General features: G+C 47.8%; 1 protein-coding gene. It reads left to right on the forward strand.

From position 1 onward, the window contains the following. On the forward strand, nucleotides 1-395 hold a 395-nt coding region (locus E5983_RS10275; RefSeq protein ID WP_269148556.1), incomplete at both ends, for a Rib/alpha-like domain-containing protein.

Below are 395 nucleotides of genomic sequence, written 5' to 3' on the forward strand. Positions count from 1 at the left end.
ACCGTTAAGGTATCTAAGTCTGCAACAGATGCAGATAAGAACACTCCAGTCGCTAAGGATCAAACAGTTGAGCCAGGATCAACACCGAAGGCAGAAGATTCCATTGCCAACCTGTCTGAACTTCCAGCAGGTACTACGGTAGCCTTCAAGGATCCAGTAGACACGACAGGTGAAGGCGATAAACCAGCTACAGTAGTGGTAACCTACCCAGATGGTTCGAGTGAAGAAGTCCCAGTGACCGTTAAGGTATCTAAGTCTGCAACAGATGCAGATAAGAATACTCCAGTCGCTAAGGATCAAACAGTTGAGCCAGGTTCTACACCGAAGGCAGAAGATTCCATTGCCAACCTGTCTGAACTTCCAGCAGGTACTACGGTAGCCTTCAAGGATCCAGT

Source organism: Streptococcus danieliae (assembly GCF_009767945.1).
Taxonomy (GTDB): domain Bacteria; phylum Bacillota; class Bacilli; order Lactobacillales; family Streptococcaceae; genus Streptococcus; species Streptococcus danieliae.